This is a genomic window from Virgibacillus ihumii, assembly GCF_902726655.1.
GTDB classification, from domain to species: domain Bacteria; phylum Bacillota; class Bacilli; order Bacillales; family Amphibacillaceae; genus Lentibacillus; species Lentibacillus ihumii.
In genome coordinates this window covers 1218291-1237278 of sequence record NZ_CACVAN010000001.1, presented here as the reverse complement: position 1 = coordinate 1237278, position 18988 = coordinate 1218291, and the positions used below count along the sequence as shown (strand labels likewise).

Genomic DNA, 18988 nt, shown 5'->3' with positions numbered 1-18988 from the left:
GATAAATGGATGTAATAGGAAAATTACTGCCGATTGATGGCTATCATGTATCTTTAAAAGGTGATTTGCCGGTTGATTATGCGAAGTCATTGTCTCACCTGTATCAGCCGCTCATCGGTATGGAGGCGGTAATGCTTTATCAGACTTTATTACATGATATGGATTTACAGCAGGAAACGATGGATCAGACCCATCATACATTAATGAACTACATGAATCTGCCCTTGGATAAATTATATAGAGCACGGTTAAAACTGGAAGGGATTGGTTTGCTTAAAACATTTAAGCAGCAAACTGCCGAACATACTTCATATACATATGAACTTCAGTGCCCGTTTTCGCCATCATCTTTTTTTAAGGATGAAATGCTGACACAGCTCTTATATCATCATATTGGCAGAGATAAATTTGTGATCCTTAAGCAAAATTACATTGCGGAAACAACGCGAACAATCGAAGGAGATGTTACTGCCTCTTTTCATGATGTGTTCCAGACCTTTCAGCCGATTTCTGATGAGGATGCATTGGCAGTCCCAACAGATGAGAGTGACTCAGCTGTAGCGGATATGGATTTTTCCTGGATGGAACAAATTCTGAAGCGGCAAATGATTCCAGCAAAGAAAGTCTTGACACCGGAAAGCAAAAAATTGATTTCTCAAATGACGGTATTGTATGATTTAACGACCCTTGAGACAGAAAAGGCGGTTTTGTGGGCATTGACGGATGAAAATTCGCTTCATCATTATGAATTTAAGCAAGCTTGTCACGATTTATTTAAAAACAAACATCATCAGACAACGATAAAACTGACCGAACGTACACAGTCTGAGGAAAATAATAAATCCGATAAAAAACCAACCACGAAGGAAGAACAGTTTATTGCTGAATTGGAACGGATTTCACCGAAACAGCTGCTCGAAGATTTATCAAATGGAGGGCAGGCATCCGGACAGGACTTGAAAGTCATCCGTGATATCATGACAACTCAAGGATTACCTTCACCTGTAATGAATGTGTTGATCCATTATGTGCTGCTGCAAACGAACATGAAACTGTCAAAAGCTTATATGGAAAAAATCGCAAGCCATTGGTCCCGGGCAAATTTAAAAACAGCCAGGGAAGCGATGACTTTTGCCAAACAAGAACAGACGGATTTTCAAAAATCCAAACCGGCAGGAAAATACAACAAACGGTCAAATTCCTCACAGGAAGTTGTGCCGGATTGGTTTAAGGAAAGAAAAAAGAAACAGCGGAGTTCCAGTAAAGATTATACCTTCAATGAACGTAATAATGAGGAATTTGAAGCACTTTTAAAAGAGTTTTCCGATGGGAAGCAAAAATAACCTCTATCAAGGATGATATTGATGAAACCAGTCCAATCCGAGCTGAAAAAATGGATGAAGCAAAACAAAAATTTTAAAGAAAACTATTTAAAGGTTAGACAGGAAGTACTAAATGACCCGGAAATTAAAGAATTTCTTGCGTTGCATCCGCAAATTACCGAACAGGAAATTAATAAAAATCTGATCAAGCTCTATGAATATAAAACACAGTCAAAACAATGTGATCAATGTAAAAGTTTTGACAGCTGTATCAATATGATTCAGGGGTATTCCCCGGTTCTGCAGGTGGAAAGCAATGAAATTCATCTGGTTTATGAAAAATGCCACAACCGGGTTCACTATGAAAAGCAGAAGGAACAACAACGTTTGATTCAAAGTCTGTATATGCCAAAAGATATTTTCAATGCCAGTATTTCAAGTATTGATAACGACAAAAATAGGCAGCCGGCAGTTCATGAAATGATGCATTTTCTAAAAGGAGCAAAATCAGCACTCCCCAAAAAAGGGCTTTATTTTTACGGTCCGTTTGGTGTAGGAAAAACATATTTTCTTGGTGCGCTGGCCAATGAATTAAAGCGGATGAACATTTCGTCGATGCTAATTTATATGCCTGAATTTGTCCGTGAAATGAAGGGGTCGATCAAGGATGACTCGATCAATGATAAAATAAATTATTTTAAGAACACCGACGTGCTGATGCTGGATGATATCGGTGCTGAAACACAATCTGCTTGGTTTCGGGATGAGATACTCGGGTCGATTCTGCAATATCGGATGATGGAAGAGCTGCCCGTATTTTTTACTTCGAACTATAGTCTTGATCAATTGGAGAACCAATTGGCATTTTCCAACAAAGGCGGGACGGAAAAAGTGAAGGCAGGAAGAATAATTGAACGGATTAAGCAAGTGTCGACGGAAAATCCGCTGGCGGGAGAAAACAGGCGCGATTTATAAATAACCATGTGACTAATTAGATTAAGTATGCAGCATAAGTAATGTACCCTTTGGATTTATAATTTCCAAGGGGTTATATTTTTCATCAGTCAATCAACATAATGTATTAATAGTTTACCTGAACATCTGATAGCAGCCATGGATGCAGTCTTCTATCTAAATGATTGATATTTTATTGTGGGAAAAGGTGAGCAGCCACAGCTTTTTATTGATGCTTGTTAAATTAGTCTTTCATTCTATCTTACAAACGGAATCTGCTTTTAACTCTGCTTATCTGTTACAAAAACAATTCCATGACGCGCCGATACGACTGTTTCTTTTCTTCTACATCATAAATGTTTGTAAGAATTAGCCAGTCATTACATTGATAACGCTCAGACAGGAAAAGAAGTTCATTTTTTACTTTTTCTGGACCACCGACGATCATCCGCTTCCTGTTTTTCTTTATCTGTTCGCTATCTTTATCACTCAAGTCTTTGATTTTTGCCTCCTCGATACTTGGCACCCGGCTATCAAGACCTTTTTCCACATTCAGCAGCCAAATATCCTGACTAAGAGCAAGCTCTTCTGCATGTTCATCTGTTTTACCGCAGATAACGAAAATAGCAGAACGTTGTGCGGGATAATCCAAATAACCTTGTTTAAAACGTGCTCGGTATTTCTGATGGGCTTCTTTCCCTCTGTCAGGATTAATAAAATGACCGTATACATAGCCAACCCCTAGTTCGGCTGCAAGTCCAGCACTGTTTTCCCCTAAACCTAATGAGAATAAAACAGGAGAGCTTAATGTTCTTGGTGCTGCACGAACTTTCCCATCTTTGCTTAGGAATGTTATAAGATCTGCTAATTTATTGTCATAATCTGCCATTTGATTCGGTTTTCCATCGGCCAACAATGATCGAATCGTTTCACTTCCTCCCGGAGAACGTCCGACACCCGCCTCAATTCTCCCGGGAAAAAGTGCTTGTAATTGAAATAGTTGGGTAGCAACCTTATATGCACTATATTGCGGAAGCAGGATACCGCCACTTCCAACCTTCAATTTGGCAGTTTTCGCTGCCACTGCAGCCATCATAATTTCGGGAGAACTTGATGCTAATCCTTTTGTTGCGTGATGTTCAGCAAACCAATAGCGTTCATACCCTAATTCTTCAACATATTGAGCCGTTTCAACCGTGCGGTCCACCGTCTCTTCCGCTGTCAGCCCCTTTGGTTGCGCCATCTGGTCTAATACACCCAAGTTCATTGTCAACTACTCCTTTCTATTAGATTATCTCCAATTGAGTTTTAAAATGAAACATTTCAGCTTGTATGTGCTATCAGCTGAATTTAGGAAGAGGGTTGGACTAGAAAATACATAGAATTGATAATCGTGCAGCTTTGAAAATAAGTCGGCTAAAAATTTGGAGTTTTTGAATTAACGAGGCTGAACTTTCTTTTGACCCCCGGCACTTGCTTTTGACAGACGAATGTCGAGGGTCTTTGTAACACAGGAGTTTTATGGTTTTAAAATAACTTTGATACAGTCCTCCTCATGATTATTAAATATTTTGTAGCCATGACTTGCATCATCTAAAGACATTTTATGGGTAATGATTGCTTTCGGGTCAATTTCCCCTTTTGTTATTTTTTCAAAAAGGTAAGACATGTAATGAATTACGGGAGCCTGTCCCATTTTCAGGTTGACATTTCTAACCCAAAAAGGTCCCAGCGGAAAGGCATTGTACAGTCCACCATAGACACCGGTGAGTTGAACGGTACCAAATTTCCGAACCGCTTTGGTGGCAATTTGAATGGGACCCAGCGTCCCTCCTTGAAGTTTTAATTTCTGTTCGACAAATTCAAGTGGTGATTTTTTCCCGTCCATTCCTACACAATCAATGACAACGTCTGCACCACCTTCCGTTATTTCCTTCAGATGTTCACCCATATCCGGGTTCTTCGTAAAATCAAAAACTTCCACATTGTTCATTTTTTTTGCGTGGTTCATTCGATAATCCAGATAATCAACAGCGATGACGCGTTCCGCACCTTTTTTCCAGGCAAATTGTTGTGCCATCAGTCCAATGGGGCCACAGCCGAGTATAATGACGGTATCCCCTTCTTTAACTCCCGCATTTTCCACGCTCCAAAAAGCTGTTGGCAATACATCGGATAAAAAGAGAAGGGATTCATCTTCCAGTTCACATGATTCAGGGATAACGAAAGGAGTAAAGTTTCCGAATGGTACTTTTAAGTATTCTGCCTGTCCACCCGGGTGATTGCCGAATTTCTCCGAGTAACCAAAAAAACCTCCGGAATCGTAATGCGGGTTGGAGTTGTCACATTGGCTTTCCATATCATGCTGGCAATAAAAACAATGACCGCAAGCCACTGTGAAAGGTATGACGACACGATCCCCTTTTTTTACCTTATCGACCCCTGGGCCGACTTCCTCAATAATCCCCATAGGTTCATGTCCAATAACATAGCCTTCAGGTAAAGGGAATCCTCCTTTGTATATATGTAAGTCAGAACCGCAAATTGCGGTGGAGGTGATTTTTACAATCACATCATCACTTTTCTCAATTTTTGCATCCTCTACTTGTTTTACAGCAATATTTTTTGCGCCTTGGTAGGTTACTGCTTTCATGTTTGTGCTCCAATCTATAGTAAGTATTACACTTAGCTTTTCCTGCCAGCAAAATAATACACATTTTTGGCTTAGTTAGACATAAAGATTAAACGGGATCTTATCTAGTATTGTTTTGTTTGAAAAAGAGGTGATAGTCCTTTCCTTCTTGTATGGCATATTTCATCTTCTTACTAATCCTGCAGTTACTAGTTTTAATGGTTTATACATTTTTTTAATTACCCGTCCATATAATGTAACAGTTTGGTCCGGATGAGGGTGATTATTTGTTGGAGGTATTTTTTGAGCATGATAAAGAAACAATCAGTTTTTGTGAACATTTATTTCAGTACAACAAACGAATAGAACTATACTGGCGAACACATGAGGAATGGGGGAATCATTTACAACTTGATTATGAAAATGCGGGCAGCATTACGGAAACAGCTGCACAATCAATGGTTGATGTGTTTGTGATCCACCGGCTGGCGGATATGATTCACGATATTATTAAAAATGATTATTATTATTCGAATATGGAAGAAATTGACCGGATTGCTGATATCGCTTTATGGCTTTTTTACGGAGAGGATAAAGACAGCAGGCATGTCCGCAAAGACAAGGATCCCAGCCAGCTTTTAAAATCAATCATTATCGGTAATTTGGAAAATGCTGATATGATCCATTTTGATTCGATTGTGAATTTCCAAATGAAAATATTTAAAGATCAGCTTGTTCATCTTGTCGGACTGGCTATCGACGAATTTAAAAGGGAAGAAGATCATCAGGCATTCATTGATTCGCTAAGAGAGTTTATTGTAACCAGAACATGTACTTATAGTACGGTACATGTTCTGCAGGGAAATCCATTCACATTTTTTAAGCCGGATGGAAAACGTTTTACACGGATGGAACTGCGGCTGCTGATGCATAATGAACCACTGTATATGGTAGGTCTTGATGAAGAGGAATTGAATCTCGCACCACTTGTCGCAATGGCACCGAAAAAAATAACGATTTATGGGGACCACCCGTCTGAACCGAAGACATTAACAGTTATTAATGTTTTTCAGGAAAAAGCTGATTTTAAACCATACAGCAGTTTTCCTTTTTCCAATTACTTAAAAAATAAGTACTAACGCTTGATTTTATGTTCATCAGAAGCTATAATACATTTTAAATATAAGTTCATCTTTAAAAAGTAATGATGAGGACAGGATTGTTTGTTAAAACGTCTGTTAAGAGAGGGAAGTCCAAGGCTGAAAGCTTCCCCGGACCGGACAAATGATCACCACCTTTAAACTCTGTGATCGAATGAGTTGTAAATCATAGCGTTTTATCTGCGTTAAAGATTAATGAAGCCGTATTTTCATGCGGAAATTAGGGTGGAACCACGTGACCAACGCTCGTCCCTTTGCTTTAAGCAGAGGGATGGGCGTTTTTTAATATCTATTATTACATGAAGGAGCGTAAAACGATGGCTGAAATAACAATTACTTTTCCTGATGGAGCAAATAAACAATTCCCACAAGGAACCACCGGTGAAGAAATTGCGGGGTCGATATCACCAGGGCTTAAAAAACAGGCGCTTGCCATTAAACTTGATGGAAAATTGTATGACTTACGTCGAGAATTACAGCAGGGCGGTACTATCGAAATTGTCACATATAAGAATCAAGAGGGAATAGAGGTAATGCGTCATTCAACTGCGCATTTAATGGCTCAGGCGATAAAACGACTGTACAAAAATGTTAGTTTCGGGGTTGGCCCTGTAATTGAAGAAGGGTTCTACTATGATATGGACCTGGAACAATCATTGACACCGGAAGATCTCCCCAAAATTGAAAAGGAAATGAAACGAATCATCGATGAAAATCTGGAAATTGAACGGATTGAAGTAACCCGTGACCAGGCTAAAGAAATGTTCCGCGAAATCGGGGATACTCTGAAGCTGGAACTGATTGATGCCATTCCTGGTGATGAACAGGTAACCATTTATAAGCAGGGCGAATTTTTTGATTTGTGCCGGGGGATTCATGTTCCTTCCACAAGTAAAATAAAGGCTTTTAAATTACTGAGTATCTCGGGAGCATATTGGCGTGGTGACAGTAACAACAAACAATTGCAGCGCATTTATGGAACAGCTTTTGCGAAGCAGTCAGAGCTTGACGAACATTTGCGTATTCTTGAGGAGCGAAAAGAACGCGACCACCGGAAACTGGGCAAGGAACTGGAAATTTTCACGGTTTCGCAAAAAGTCGGTCAAGGGCTGCCATTATGGCTTCCAAAAGGAGCAACAATCCGCCGGAGCATTGAACGGTATATTGTAGATCTGGAAGAACGGCTGGGATATGATCACGTGTACACACCGGCACTTGGAAGCGTTGATCTTTATAAAACTAGCGGTCACTGGGATCACTATCAAGATGATATTTTTCCGCCGATGGAAATGGACAATGAGGAATTAATTCTTCGTCCGATGAACTGTCCGCATCATATGATGGTTTATAAAAATCAACTGTACAGCTACCGGAATTTGCCAGTCAGAATCGCTGAGCTCGGCATGATGCATCGGCATGAAATGTCTGGAGCGTTAGCCGGGCTGCAGCGAGTCCGTGCCATGACATTAAATGACGCACATATTTTTGCCCGTCCTGATCAGTTGAAAGAAGAGTTTATCCGTGTTGTTGAACTGATTCAACAGGTGTATAAAGACTTCGGAATTGACAAGTATTATTTCCGGCTTTCCTATCGTGATCCTGAAGACAAAGAGAAATATGTTGACAATGACGCGATGTGGGAAAAAGCACAGTCGATGCTGAAAGAGACGCTCGATGATATGGACGTTGAATATGTTGAAGCAGTAGGGGAAGCTGCATTTTACGGTCCGAAACTTGATGTGCAAGTACAGACAGCATTAGGAAAAGATGAAACATTGTCGACGGTACAACTGGATTTCCATTTACCGGAACAATTCGATCTAACGTATATTGGGGAAGATGGTCAGCAGCATCGTCCGGTTGTCATTCACCGTGGAGTTGTCGGTACGATGGAGCGATTTGTAGCTTTTCTCATTGAGGAATATAAAGGTGTATTCCCAACTTGGCTGGCACCGGTTCAAGCTAAGATCATCCCAGTTTCACCTGAAGTGCACCTGGATTATGCAAAGGAAATTACTGATAAATTGCGAAAGAGCGGTGTGCGCGTTTCGGTTGATGAGCGGGATGAAAAAATCGGATATAAAATTCGGGAAGCACAAACTCAAAAAATTCCATTTGCGTTGGTACTCGGTGACAAAGAAATTGAAAGCGGATCGGTCAATGTTCGCCGGTATGGCGAACAACAGTCGGAGACAATGGTTTATGACCTGTTTGAAGATATGGTTAAAAAGGAAATTGAAACAAAGGCACTTCGGAAATTGTAATGAAAAACTGCCAGGTACGTGGCCATCCATGTATCTGGGCTTTTCATGTTTTGGACAATGTGCTATGATTAAATTAATCGTAATGATGGAAATTATTCTTTGACAGAATAAGAATTACGTGGTATTCTATTAAAGTTGAATAAAATAATTGATCTGAAGACAAGCAGAAGCACCCGCTTCTCACCTGATTGACGCAATGTTATTGCAGTTGACTGGTTCCGAATTCTTTAAATAGACTATTGGAGAAGTGTGGGTGCATATTGTACCGACACTTTTTTTCATGAATGACTTGTCAAGATCAGCAACAAAAAAATCTGGAGGTGGCTGGCGATTAGCAAAGATATGAATGTCAATGAAAAGATTCGTGCTAAAGAAGTACGTCTTATCGACTCAAACGGTGATCAGCTTGGGGTGAAATCACGCAATGAAGCACTTGATATTGCCCAAACTCGGAACCTGGACCTTGTGCTTGTTGCACCAAAAGCGAAACCACCGGTGTGTCGTATCATGGACTTCGGGAAATATCGTTTTGAACAGCAGAAAAAAGAGAAAGAAGCCCGCAAAAAACAAAAAGTAATTAACGTGAAAGAGGTTCGCTTTACTCCGGGAATAGGCGAGCATGATTTCAATACGAAATTGAAAAATGCTAGAAAGTTTCTGAGCAAAGGTGACAAAGTAAAAGCATCTGTTCGCTTCCGCGGGCGTGCAATTACGCACAAAGAACTTGGACGGGAAGTGCTTGACCGGCTTGCTGATGAAGTGAAGGATGTTGCCACGGTTGAATCCAAACCGAAGATGGAAGGCCGAAACATGTTCATGATGCTTGCTCCATCAAACGAAAAATAATTATGCATGCACAAGGAGGAACTATCTATGCCTAAAATGAAAACTCATAAAGGTTCTCAAAAACGTTTCAAAAAAACGGGTACTGGAAAACTGAATCGCGGACATGCGTATACAAGTCACATGTTCGCTCATAAATCGCAAAAACAAAAGCGTAAACTGCGTAAATCAACAGTTGTTTCAGCAGGAGATTTCAAGCGTATCAAAACAATGATGCCATATAAATAAGCATACGCTATTTCATAAAAACGATTTTTTATCGCATTAGGAGGGAATTACTATGCCACGTGTAAAAGGTGGAACAGTTACACGCAGACGTCGTAAACGCGTGTTAAAGCTAGCAAAAGGATATTATGGTTCGAAGAGAACGCTATTTAAAACCGCAAAACAACAAGTAATGAAATCAGGTCAATACGCATATCGTGACCGTAAACAGAGAAAACGCGAATTCCGCAAACTTTGGATTGCACGCATCAATGCTGCCGCACGTTTGAATGATATTTCATACAGTAAAATGATGCATGGATTGAAAGTTGCCGGAATTGAGGTTAACCGCAAAATGCTGTCTGATCTTGCTGTCAACGATGAAAAAGGTTTTGCACAATTGGCGCAGAAAGCAAAATCAGCACTTAAATAAGTAATACAAGTATGAAGGCCAAACCGATAACAATGGTTTGGTCTTTCTATATTTGGGGAGAACATACTATGATCGATTTCAGTTTTTGGATATATCTTACAGTTATTAATGTCCTTGCTTATATATTAATGGGGATGGATAAACAAAAAGCCAGAAAGCATAAACAGCGTATATCGGAGCGGACATTTTGGATTATCGGTTTGCTTGGAGGATCTGCAGGAGCATTTGCCGGGATGAGAAAGTTCCGCCATAAGACGAAGCATTATACATTTGCAATAGGTATGCCATTACTCATATTAATCCATATCCTATTATTTGCCTGGATTCTGATTCGGATGTCATAAAGGCTCGTCTCGTGTCATATACATGTACAAAAGATCCAAATTTATGACCAGGGGAGGTACAAATGAAGGAGGTTGGATATGGACCTGTTTGGCAATTATTTATTGGCGATTGTTGAAACTGGTGGTTTTTTTGCACCACTTTTGTTCATCATCTGTCATTTATTTAGGCCTTTATTTTTTCTTCCGGTTGTTTTAATCTGTATTTCCGGCGGTGTTCTTTTTGGGACAATTGCCGGAACCGTGTATTCCGTTGTTGGGATTACATTATCAAGCATTATTTTTTATGGTGTCATTCGCTGGATGCCAGGAACTACTAACAAACTGTTGCATCTGAAACAAAAAATTATAGGCAGCAATTCCAAGCTAACTACATCACAAATTGCTCTCATGCGGCTAATTCCTTTCATACACTTCCATCTTTTATCATTATGTCTGATTGAGATATCAGCAGGTTTTAAAGAATATATGAAATCATCTCTGCTCTCAAACATTCCATTAGCCTTGGTATACACATCGATTGGTAAATGGATTTCCAGTCTTTCACCACTACATGTCCTCGTTTTATTGGCTGTTTTACTTCCAATTATCTACTTATTGCGTCGAAAGGAAATTATTATTAAATGGAATGATTTTTTTCAGGTCAGTACATGAAAGAGGCCGAGGCAAAAAGTGATTATTAAAAGAAAAAACGAATTAAATGGTAGGCTCAGCCGCTCCGGAAATATACGTCGCTTTCCGCGGGCGGCTGTTGAGCCCTCCTCGTGCTTACGCACTGCGGGGTCTCATCTAGGCCTTTCCTCCCGCAGGAGTCTACGTATATTTCCTCCGCTAGTCTCTAGAATTGTTCGTTTTTTGGATCTATCCCACCCTATTTAGTCTATTGCAGTAATCATTAATTTATTGATTGGATGCTTCCATTCAACTTTTGCGTAAGGATATCGTATCAGCAATTCCTTTTCAATGAAATATAAATCATCCCGTGTTATTCCTCTAAGCTCCGCGGGCTCGTTTGCAAAAACACTAATATTTACCACTTCAAAAGAACTCTCAGCAGCACCAAGATATTTTTCACCTTCAAATAGGCATCCTTTATAAACCAGCTGGATATTTTTTTTGCTGTTTGCTGACTCATCAAGCATGTAAAATTGTTCGTTATCTTTTGCTATATGGAGCTTCCGCACTGGGTTACGGTAATATTTGTAGATAGTATATAAAATAAGCGCCAGGGCAATTAAAATAAGAAACCGAAATAAAATGACAATCATGTTCAACCGACTCCCTGTATAGTTGATATATCCTTGTACGTATCAGAGACGTTCCGGGTTTCAAAATTATCCTTAATTCGTGATATAATAAATTTGATCGAATAAGAAAAGAGGGAGTTTGGATGAACTGGTCAGAGTTGTACAGTATGCAAAGGAAATTGGATAACTATATCGAAGCACAACACGATTTATCGGGCAGGGATATTTTTAAAGAAAAGTCTCTGGCACTTTTGGTGGAACTTGGTGAATTGGCCAATGAGACAAGATGTTTCAAGTTTTGGAGTACAAAATCCAGAAATGACAAATCTGTAATTTTGGAAGAGTATGTGGATGGGGTTCATTTTCTGTTATCACTTGGTCTTGAGAAAGGGTTTGAATATCGAGGCGGAAATAACCTTGCTGCATGCGCCGCGAATGAAACAGACCAGTTTAACCGGGTATTCAGTGCAAGTATTGAATTCCGGGAATACCCAACTGAGGTCAATTATAAAGCACTTTTTGAATACTTTGTTCAGTTGGGGGAATTACTAGGTTTTGAAGAAAAAGCAATTCAGAAAGCTTACCTGGAAAAGAATGAAATAAACTATGAGCGGCAGGATCAAGGTTATTAATTATAAAAATTTTGTGATTCCGATTATTATGGTTATAATGAAAGTGGATAAATTTTAGGAGGTTTGTACATATGGCAAAATTGGATGAAATGAACACAATGTTAAAAGACCTTACAGATGCGAAAGGAATTCCCGGTAACGAAAAAGAACCAAGAGAAGTGATGGAAAAATACATTACTCCTTATGCAGACAAAGTCTATATGGACAACCTGGGAAGTTTAATTGCTGAGAAAACAGGTAACGCTGATGGCCCGAAGATAATGGTGGCAGGGCATTTAGATGAAGTAGGGTTTATGGTTACCCGTATCGATAAGAATGGGTTTATTTATTTTCAGACTGTCGGCGGATGGTGGAGCCAGGTGATGCTCGCCCAACGGGTAACCATTATGTCCAAAAAAGGGGATGTTACGGGTGTAATCGGTTCCAAACCACCGCATGTCCTGTCTGCTGAAGCGCGGAAGAAACCGGTTGAAATTAAGGATATGTTTATTGATATTGGTGCTTCCAGCCAGGAAGAGGCGAAAGAATTTGGCGTTCGTCCAGGCGATTCAATAGTGCCTTATTTCGAGTTTACGCAACTGAAAAATGAGAAAATGCTTCTTGCAAAGGCCTGGGATAACCGAATCGGCTGTGCAATTGCAATTGAAGTTTTAAAACAATTGAAAGGTGAGGAACATCCTAACACCGTTTATGGTGTAGGTACCATTCAGGAGGAAGTTGGCCTGCGTGGTGCTAAAACATCTACACATGCGATTAAACCGGATATCGGTTTTGCGGTTGATGTTGGTATTGCAGGGGACACCCCTGGTATTTCCGATAAAGATGCGGACAGTGAACTTGGTAAAGGTCCACAAATAATTCTTTACGATGCGTCCATGGTTTCGCATAAAGGTGTCCGGGAATTTGTTGTGGATACAGCTGAAGAGAACAATATTCCTTTTCAATATGCTTCCATGGCTGGTGGAGGTACCGATTCCGGTTCCATCCATTTGACTGCAAACGGTGTTCCTGCTCTATCCATAACAGTAGCGTCACGTTATATTCATACACATGCAGCAATTTTGCATCGTGACGATTTTGAAAATGCAGTGAAACTTATCGTGGAGACGATTAAGAAACTGGATAATGATAAGGTGAAAGAAATTGTAATGGCATAAAAAAAGCTGAAGCGCCTGCGGGTGCTTCAGCTTTTTAAATAGCGTCAGAAAGTATAAATTATGGCAGACCTTATAAGAAAAACTTCGGCACTCGCTAAAGACGAGGCTAGGCCTGAGTTTTTCTAAAGTATTATCGGATTATTTCCCGCCTCTTTCAGGACGTCAGAGTAAAAAGGGTCTTTGCCAATGCAATAAATTTTATCACACAGGCTTTCAATTTCATCCATGTCATGGGAGGTATAGACAATCATTTTTCCAGATTGCTTTGCTTGTTTACTGAGGTAGGTTCCAATTTCTTTCCGGGATTTCAAATCAATTCCAACCGTTGGCTCATCAAGAAGCAAAAGCGCCGGATCGTGGATCAGACTTACTGCCAAATTTAACTTTCGTTTCATGCCGCCCGATAGCGTCTTGACCGGTTCATCCCATTTTTCCAGATTCATTTCAAGGCATAACTCCCGCAACTCATCTATGTTTTTATGTCCCCATGAAATTTTTTCGAAAAAAATCATATTCTCTTTGACGGTAAAATCATCCCATAATGCAATATCCTGTGCAACGAATCCAATTTGCTTGCGGATTTGCTTCTTATCTTTGCCGTATGTTAAATCCTGTAATGAAATGTTGCCGGAATCTGCCTTGGTTAAAGTCGCCAGCACATGCAGCATGGTAGATTTGCCGGCGCCATTTTCCCCGACCAGACCAATGATTTCCCCGGGCTCTACGGTGAATGAAATGGAGTCAAGTATTTGTTTCTTACCATAGGATTTTGATAATTTACATATACGAAGCATCGCTTTTCTCCTTTCTTAATAACCAAACGGTGAAAATCACAATGATCATAATCGTCCATAAACTGATAAATTCACCTTTGATTAGTGGACGGAGTGGATTTAGCTGTTCAAACCATGTCCAATTTGAAATGATTCCTGATGGTAATATTGCTCCACTGCAAATTCCTGTAATAAGAATTAAGCCGAATGATGCCATGTAGTATACATACGTATTTGAAAACAGCTGCGCAAGCAAAAATGCTCCCATGCTTATCCATATTCGGAATATTATCAGATTAAGAATGCTGATCCACTCTCCAAACAATAAATAGAAAGAGACAACAGCTGCAACATCAACAATCAAAAATAATATCACATACAGTATAAAATTCTGCATTAAATAGGACTTTAATGGTGTACGTGTGAATGCAAATCGGACAGCCGCTTTCGCATTCTTTTCTTTGATTACCCAGTCAAAAATAAATAAAGCTGATAAGATACTTAATAGACCCCAAATTCCCCAGATTGAAAATAATGACCGGTTTTCTCCGGTTTCCATGGATGGATCACTAAACGAAAACGAGGTCGTAAGCAGATTTTCTTCCTGTTGGATTTCTTTGCTTTTTTCGATGATGTCTTCAGCAGGCCAATTTTTATTACCGTTGTATTTGCTTTCCAGCTGCTGTACGACAAATGCTGCTTTTGCCCTGCCGGTTTCCTGTTGAACATAGGATAAAATCATTTCTTTAACTGGCGTGAATGCAAAGGATAAATCTGATTGATAACCTGTTATCAGCTTATTACGCTCATTCTGTAAGACTTTTTCCTGAAAGCCTTCATGGATAATGAAAACACTGTCAAGATCGTGTTTACGCAGTTTGTAAAGTGCTTCATCTTCAGAGAGGATAGCTGTACGGACTAATGGAGCGGACTTTACTTCCTCAACAAGCTCCAATGAAGCGTCTGATTGTTCTTCCAATACAATGCCAACTGGAATTTTCGAGTCATTTGCAAGCGAATTTGTTCCAGCAATAATTACCCATGTTGCGATTATCGGAAACAAAAGCCAGAAAACGAGGCTGAAGCCTTGCTTTTTCCAATGGATGATACGTGTTTCGATTATGCTTTTCACCTCATACCACGCTCCTTCAAGATTGACAATCCAAAGAAAAGGAAGACTGCGACTGCGGCCATCAGTGATAATGGTATAAAATCAGCATACAATCTGTTATTTAAAAGAATTTCCTGCAACCAGTAAAAGGTCTCACTTGCAAAGACATATGGAAGCAAATTTTGTATATACAGTGGAAAATACAGAGTCGGCAGTATTGCCCCACTTGCAAGCAGCAGCACCAATGTGAATAAGACCTGCATCAGCACGCGAACCTTTTGCCAGGTGAGTAATTTTTCTATCATTGCAAGTGATGTCAGAAACGTTATGCTGTATAATCCCGTAATAATACTTATTCGGAGCATGTCTTCACCATAAAGCGTTATGTTCATTAGGGGAACACATATATACAGAGCCGCTGCAGCTAAGACGGCTGTCATCATAAAGACCGTAATCATTTTGGAAATCAATTGAACAAGTGTTGTGACACCATATAAAGCCATCCGTCGTTTCATACGTTCTTCATCTTCCCGTGTGAAAAATGAATAAAAGGATAACAGCCAAATGGTAACAATAATAAACCACCCGGAAAGTAAATAATAGTGGAGAGGGGAACTTGTTGCAGCGTTGATTAATTGTTCCTCGTCGATAATTTTATCTTTTCCGATTGTATACATCAGAAAATTAGTGAACTGTTGAAACAGCATATCTTCACGATCCGATTCACTTATGGGTAATTGCTTGGCATAATGATTAATCGCCAGGATATTTGCCTGTGACGTCCGAATATGTCTGGCAATGCTGTCGAGCAGTTCTTTAACCATATAGCTATTGGTCCGTTTGTTCGGATTTCCTGTAACATAAAGCGTAACAGGTGTACCATTGTATAAGTCTTCTGTAAAACCTTCCGGAAACGTGATATAAGCGCTCAGTACATTGTTTGTTTTACGCTTCGCCAGTTGCTTGGTAAGGCCTTTAATTTGTATGTAATTACCTAATTGTGAGGATTCTTCAATCAGATTAATAACCATCTTTGTCTCTTTTGACTGATCGAGATCAACGAGTCCTACTTGAATCGGATCCTTTTCATTGGGTGAAAAAATGGAAACGGCAATTACCGCACATAATGCTACAATTATGATTGGAAACAGTAAAAGAAGAGGAAGTGAGATCCACTTCCTCTTCAATTTCTTTAAATCATTTTGTAAAAAAAGGATGATATGGTTGAAAAACGTCATGTGTTCACTTCCTCATTAAAAACCCTGTGTGCCACCAGGAACACCCATAATTTGCATGAACCACTGCTGGAATTGCGGCCTTACTTCCTGCTGGATGTATTGCTGAATTTCCATAGCGGACATTTTGCCAATATCCTTTACATTTGAATCATCCGGCTGCTTAACTTTTTTAATAGTTTTCGCTTCTTTATCAATCTGCAGGCTGATCATATCCTGTTGTAAATCAGGTGCTTCCATCGTCAACGTATTCTCTGACGACATTCTATCATTGTTATACGATGCTTCGCCAGTCCATATAAATGTTCCCGCGCCTTCTACAGCTAGTGTCCGCTCGAATTCCCGTGTGTTATCTTCAAGTGTGGATGATCCATTGTACGTAATTGTTGTATCTCCACCCGAAAGAGAAATCGAATCCTCCAGTTTGTTATCTTTATTTGATAGATTGGCAGTTATATTGAATGATGACTCCTCGTTTATTGCAGGGTTAACAACACTCATTTTATAGTTAACTTTTTGGGTGCTGTCGGACAACAACTGTGTACCGTTCAGACTGAATGTGGCAGGCTCAGTATCTTGGGGAGCCATGCTGATTTCCATGTTTCGTTTCACAATCAGATCATCGTTAATCCATATTTCGGATGTCAGGCCTTCCGGAATCTGAAAATCTTTTACTCCCTTCATTGCTTCTTCAAGAGATTTATCGAAGTTTTCCATGGCATTCTGAACCGGATTGGCCACGGCACCAGCAGATAGTGTTCCAAATTGTTGAATCTTAATCTGGTCTTTGATCATTCCCTTTAATTTATCATCTTTCTGCATCTTTTCAAGGACGGACGTGATAATATCTTTTACTTGTTTTTCGGAAAGGTTCATTGTTATTTTTTTCGTATCAATGGACTTGTCCTGAACATTCACAGTTTCTTCCGATGATTGGAAAGCATCTTTTGGAAGTTGTTCATAAATAAAGGTCAGGTATTCTTCCTTGATATATTTCCGGTCCTCTTCTGACAATGCCCCATTCATGCTTTTGAAAAATGCTTTGAAATCGAGCTCACCATTTATTGTGGGGTCAGATTCCTTAAGCAGTTTGCTCAGCCCTTTGTCGGTAATTTTAAGGGTTTCTTGCAAAAAAGGAAGTTGCAACATTAAATCATCAGCATTCATGTATATGCTCATATCGTTAATGGTCAATCCTCCAAAATTTACCTGGACATCGGTGGATAGTTCTGTTTCCTGTTGGTCCAGCTGTGTTGTCAAGTCAATTGTTGCGTTATTCAAAATCTGTGGGTTCACAGGCATTCCCATTGCGGGTGGGCCATTATATTCAGCTGATAATTCGAGAGTGGTTTCGGTCGGATTTTCACTTGCCTGCTTGGCCCAGTCAAACTCCGGCTGGTACCGTTCCTCCAGTTGTTCACCAATAAATTCAATAGTGTTCTTTTCTGCCAGGAAGTATTGTGCTTTGGCAGATCCGGCCAACAGGGCATAGGCTGCTACACTTCCACCAATAATAACTAAAGCAACTACTAAAATGGCAATTACTTTTTTAGGAAGTCCCTGTTTCTTGTTTCCATTATTAACTGTCTCATCCATAATTCTTGAACTCTCCTCCCTGTAATTCCTTATAAGTATATGTATTATTAAGATACAATCTTAATAACTAATAAAAACATTATATACTATTTTTTGGAATTATAGTCAAATAGTGTCGAAATAAGGTGCAGATGAAATAGTTCTTTCGTTGTGTTTTTGTTTTGAGTTAAAGATATTTTAATAGATTTAGTTTCAAATTAGATGAATATTGAATGTATAATAGATGTAAATTAGGACGTAAGATTCATAGTATTAAGTATAAATGTCATATTACGGGTATAAAGACTTATTTTATGTTGGAATCTTTGTGAATGCATGATGCTATATAACCCTGTAGTCGAATTAAACTGCGACGTAACTGCTGTTTTCTAATAACATCCGCTTTTCTCCCCGCCGTCCGAGATCGCTCCGGGCGGATGCTTTCCGCGGGCACGGCCTCAGCCTCCTCGAGAAAACCACTCTGCGGGGTCTTCGGACTCGTGCTGTTCCCGCAGGAGTCACCGCCCTCCGCTCACCCGGACTGGTGTAGTGGTATCAGCCGCTCACGGTAAAGAAGACACTGCGAAAGTTTGCTTGAGCAGATGTCGCACTTATGCTCGAAAGTGAAAGCGACGTGTATTTCCGCAGCGGAGGTAAAACATCACACTACGTCGCAGTTTATGGATAGTGCGAAAAGAATACCCTATATATAAAAGCATTTTATAAAAAAAGACAGATGCTGATCAGGGCATCTATCTTGATTTTTTTCATATGATTGAGTTTTTATTCCTGACTTGATGCCTGTTTGACTCCTTGTTCAAGGGAATCAATCATTTCCTGCCTGTTTTCTTCATCGGATTGATTCCAGATGAGTTCGAAAAGCACGCCGAGACCCGGCAGCATTTTCTCCTCACCTTGTTGAATGGCATCCACGATAGTGGCTTCAAGTTGTTCCTGATCGTTGGAAGCAATGTTGGTAACAATTGCTTTGCGTAAATTCAAATCCATTGATAAACACCTCACACAATTTTTTTGGATTAACGATAGTTTGACCAAAACAGTTGGAAATATGTATGATAATAAAGTAAACCTTCAATCAGAGGTT

General features: G+C 39.7%; 19 protein-coding genes and 1 other annotated feature. Of the genes, 11 read left to right on the top strand and 8 right to left on the bottom strand.

Annotated features, from left to right (window positions below; all coding sequences use genetic code 11):
• The first annotated feature begins 5 nt into the window (after positions 1–5).
• Together HUX68_RS06200 and dnaI are read left to right on the top strand one after the other, a co-directional pair.
• The gene (locus HUX68_RS06200; RefSeq protein ID WP_174614010.1) at positions 6–1343 is read left to right on the top strand and encodes a replication initiation and membrane attachment family protein; all 1338 of its coding nucleotides are present in this window, start codon (positions 6–8) and stop codon (positions 1341–1343) included.
• Positions 1344–1364: 21 nt separating this feature from the next.
• Positions 1365–2297, top strand: a complete 933-nt coding sequence (gene dnaI, locus HUX68_RS06195) for a primosomal protein DnaI (protein ID WP_174614009.1) — start codon at positions 1365–1367, stop codon at positions 2295–2297.
• Positions 2298–2574: 277 nt separating this feature from the next.
• Here dnaI and HUX68_RS06190 read toward each other — a convergent pair whose 3' ends face one another.
• The gene (locus HUX68_RS06190) at positions 2575–3543 is read right to left on the bottom strand and encodes an LLM class flavin-dependent oxidoreductase (RefSeq protein WP_174614008.1); all 969 of its coding nucleotides are present in this window, start codon (positions 3541–3543) and stop codon (positions 2575–2577) included.
• A 252-nt stretch (positions 3544–3795) separates the two neighbouring features.
• Positions 3796–4929, bottom strand: coding sequence for a zinc-dependent alcohol dehydrogenase (locus HUX68_RS06185; RefSeq protein ID WP_174614007.1), 1134 nt, complete (start codon positions 4927–4929; stop codon positions 3796–3798).
• 269 nt (positions 4930–5198) lie between these two features.
• Here HUX68_RS06185 and ytxC point away from each other — a divergent pair, with 269 nt between their 5' ends.
• The 7 genes from ytxC (at position 5199) to HUX68_RS06150 (ending at position 10807) form a co-directional block, all read left to right on the top strand.
• Positions 5199–6047: a putative sporulation protein YtxC gene (gene ytxC / locus HUX68_RS06180; protein ID WP_246206619.1), complete on the top strand. Its 849-nt coding sequence runs from the start codon at positions 5199–5201 to the stop codon at positions 6045–6047.
• Positions 6048–6385: 338 nt separating this feature from the next.
• Positions 6386–8332, top strand: a complete 1947-nt coding sequence (gene thrS / locus HUX68_RS06175; RefSeq protein ID WP_174614005.1) for a threonine--tRNA ligase — start codon at positions 6386–6388, stop codon at positions 8330–8332.
• A 155-nt stretch (positions 8333–8487) separates the two neighbouring features.
• Positions 8488–8616 (top strand) — a sequence feature (ribosomal protein L20 leader region).
• Positions 8617–8674: 58 nt separating this feature from the next.
• Positions 8675–9178 (top strand): translation initiation factor IF-3, encoded by a 504-nt coding sequence (gene infC / locus HUX68_RS06170; protein ID WP_174614004.1) that lies wholly within the window; start codon positions 8675–8677, stop codon positions 9176–9178.
• Between the two features lie 27 nt (positions 9179–9205).
• A complete protein-coding gene (gene rpmI, locus HUX68_RS06165; RefSeq protein WP_174614003.1) occupies positions 9206–9403 on the top strand; it encodes a 50S ribosomal protein L35 in 198 nt (65 codons plus the stop codon).
• A gap of 52 nt (positions 9404–9455) precedes the next feature.
• Entirely contained in the window at positions 9456–9812 is a 357-nt protein-coding gene (gene rplT, locus HUX68_RS06160; RefSeq protein ID WP_174614002.1) for a 50S ribosomal protein L20, read from the top strand.
• 68 nt (positions 9813–9880) lie between these two features.
• On the top strand, positions 9881–10156 hold the full coding sequence (locus HUX68_RS06155) for a DUF1294 domain-containing protein (protein ID WP_174614001.1): 276 nt from the start codon (positions 9881–9883) through the stop codon (positions 10154–10156).
• Positions 10157–10234: 78 nt separating this feature from the next.
• Positions 10235–10807 carry a TVP38/TMEM64 family protein gene (locus HUX68_RS06150; RefSeq protein ID WP_174614000.1) on the top strand — a complete coding sequence of 191 codons (573 nt, stop codon included), beginning with the start codon at positions 10235–10237 and terminating at the stop codon, positions 10805–10807.
• 221 nt (positions 10808–11028) lie between these two features.
• Here HUX68_RS06150 and HUX68_RS06145 read toward each other — a convergent pair whose 3' ends face one another.
• The gene (locus HUX68_RS06145) at positions 11029–11421 is read right to left on the bottom strand and encodes a sigma-w pathway protein ysdB (protein ID WP_174613999.1); all 393 of its coding nucleotides are present in this window, start codon (positions 11419–11421) and stop codon (positions 11029–11031) included.
• Between the two features lie 122 nt (positions 11422–11543).
• Between HUX68_RS06145 and HUX68_RS06140 the strand changes: the two genes are divergently transcribed.
• Both HUX68_RS06140 and HUX68_RS06135 read left to right on the top strand, forming a co-directional pair.
• On the top strand, positions 11544–12032 hold the full coding sequence (locus tag HUX68_RS06140) for a dUTP diphosphatase (RefSeq protein WP_174613998.1): 489 nt from the start codon (positions 11544–11546) through the stop codon (positions 12030–12032).
• Positions 12033–12103: 71 nt separating this feature from the next.
• Positions 12104–13189 carry a M42 family metallopeptidase gene (locus HUX68_RS06135; RefSeq protein WP_174613997.1) on the top strand — a complete coding sequence of 362 codons (1086 nt, stop codon included), beginning with the start codon at positions 12104–12106 and terminating at the stop codon, positions 13187–13189.
• A gap of 122 nt (positions 13190–13311) precedes the next feature.
• On the opposite strand, the gene HUX68_RS06130 is transcribed toward HUX68_RS06135, so the two are convergent.
• The 5 genes from HUX68_RS06130 to sspI all read right to left on the bottom strand — a co-directional run bounded on the left by HUX68_RS06130 (position 13312) and on the right by sspI (position 18891).
• A complete protein-coding gene (locus tag HUX68_RS06130) occupies positions 13312–13983 on the bottom strand; it encodes an ABC transporter ATP-binding protein (RefSeq protein ID WP_174613996.1) in 672 nt (223 codons plus the stop codon).
• A complete protein-coding gene (locus tag HUX68_RS06125) occupies positions 13967–15094 on the bottom strand; it encodes an ABC transporter permease (RefSeq protein WP_174613995.1) in 1128 nt (375 codons plus the stop codon). The genes HUX68_RS06130 and HUX68_RS06125 overlap by 17 nt, the downstream gene beginning before the upstream one ends.
• Positions 15091–16311, bottom strand: a complete 1221-nt coding sequence (locus tag HUX68_RS06120) for an ABC transporter permease (protein ID WP_174613994.1) — start codon at positions 16309–16311, stop codon at positions 15091–15093. The genes HUX68_RS06125 and HUX68_RS06120 overlap by 4 nt, the downstream gene beginning before the upstream one ends.
• Positions 16312–16326: 15 nt before the next feature.
• Positions 16327–17904 carry a DUF6583 family protein gene (locus HUX68_RS06115; protein ID WP_174613993.1) on the bottom strand — a complete coding sequence of 526 codons (1578 nt, stop codon included), beginning with the start codon at positions 17902–17904 and terminating at the stop codon, positions 16327–16329.
• Between the two features lie 762 nt (positions 17905–18666).
• Positions 18667–18891 (bottom strand): small acid-soluble spore protein SspI, encoded by a 225-nt coding sequence (gene sspI, locus HUX68_RS06110; RefSeq protein WP_174613992.1) that lies wholly within the window; start codon positions 18889–18891, stop codon positions 18667–18669.
• Positions 18892–18988: the final 97 nt, after the last annotated feature.